Raw genomic sequence first — 1,440 nt, 5'->3', positions numbered from 1 at the left:
GCTTCGCGTTGTTGCTGTACCTGCTGGTTCTGCTCTGCATTCGCTCGTGCTGCGGCTGCTTCGTCGGCGGGCGTCGGAGCAATCTGCGCGTGGGATGCGATCGATACTAGGGCCGTGAGCGGCAGCGCCGCGAGCCTCTTTATTGCCTTCATCGTCTTACTGGTTTGGTTTAGAGAAACCCAGCTCGAAGACTGGGTTTTGTCGTTTAAGAGTGTTTTGTTTTGATCCAAGTAAGCAGCGTAAAGACTGACGCTATTAGGAGCGCAATCCGGACTATCGCAACAACATCATTCCATCCCGGCGCGTAGTGCAAGCCATTGAACGTGGTGTATGCATAGCCCCCACCGAACCAAGCAATTGAACAGGCAACCAGCCAAATGCAGGCCGTGCATAGGAACACAGTGGCTAATCGGCGAATCATTTCTTGCTCCCTGTCTGCTGCGCTCGATTGATTCCGCCTTGCACAATCTCTTGCAAAGTTCCTCCAGTGATTCCGCCACCAATGACCGCAGTATTGTTCGGGTTGAAGAGGTTATAACCACTCCCTGACCACGCTCCGGTGCTTGCCCACGAGCCAGCGTTATTAATCGTTGGTCGCATGATCGAGTTAATCGTGTTTGCAGTGATTGCGCCTGCACCATAACCAATCGTACTAAACGCACCACTCGTAAAGCCTGCGCCAATGATGCTGTCATTCTTTCCTTGCAGATAGTTATTAATCGCAGTCGTTGCAGCGCCGCCGAACGCATTGACCGCCACGTTCCAGAGGAACCCGCCATACGTTCCCGCCGCGCCTGTGCCAAAGGCAGCCGCCACGTCCACCGAATTGACACTGCCGTTCTGAATATACTGCGACCCTGCATTGATGCCCGCACTGATTGCTCCCGTTCCCGCGGCAGAAGCCATTGCCGTCGAGCCCAACGCACCGCCGCCTGAACTAAAGATCGGCGCACCCGGAATCGACGCCAACGCCTCAGCCAAGGCCGGCGAAGCCAAAGCCGCAGCGATAGCTAACCCAAGCTTCGGATTCGGCACCGCGCCCGGCAACGCGTTCTGTTCCGGTGTACGCGAGCCATCCCTATTGCCGTACATGAACGGACTGTTGTACTCCGCAGGCGTTGCCGTAAACATGCCACCTGCGTTCTGGCTAATGAACGCCGTTGCGTACTTGTTTCCGTCCGGCGCCGCGCCCGCGCTCGCTGCGGCATCCACCAACCGATAGCCGCTTGCCAACAACATCTGCTGCGCCTGGTCGGCGGCGATGCTCTGTCCGGTTTGATCCTTGTAGAACTGCGCGAACTTGCTCGCGTTGTCCTTTGCCCATTTTCTTTCGTCAGGGTGAAGTTGCCGATTGAACCGATCGACGTCATACGCCGATGCCGCGCCCGAACTTCCAGCGATCGCACCGCCGGCAGCGGTCGCGAGCGCATCGGCGACAAT

1 protein-coding gene and 1 pseudogene are annotated in these 1,440 nt (G+C 57.2%); both read right to left on the bottom strand.

Annotated features, from left to right (window positions below):
- Window positions 1–230 (bottom strand): hypothetical protein (locus AWB83_RS37030; RefSeq protein WP_244198005.1); only part of this gene is annotated, 230 nt, incomplete at its 3' end.
- A gap of 187 nt (window positions 231–417) precedes the next feature.
- Window positions 418–1,440: pseudogene (locus AWB83_RS36640) on the bottom strand (hypothetical protein); the annotation flags it as partial.

It is taken from the genome of Caballeronia ptereochthonis, assembly GCF_001545075.1.
Classification (GTDB): Bacteria; Pseudomonadota; Gammaproteobacteria; order Burkholderiales; family Burkholderiaceae; genus Caballeronia; species Caballeronia ptereochthonis.
The sequence above is the reverse complement of the archived record's forward strand: the minus strand, read 5'-3'. Positions and strand labels throughout refer to the sequence as shown.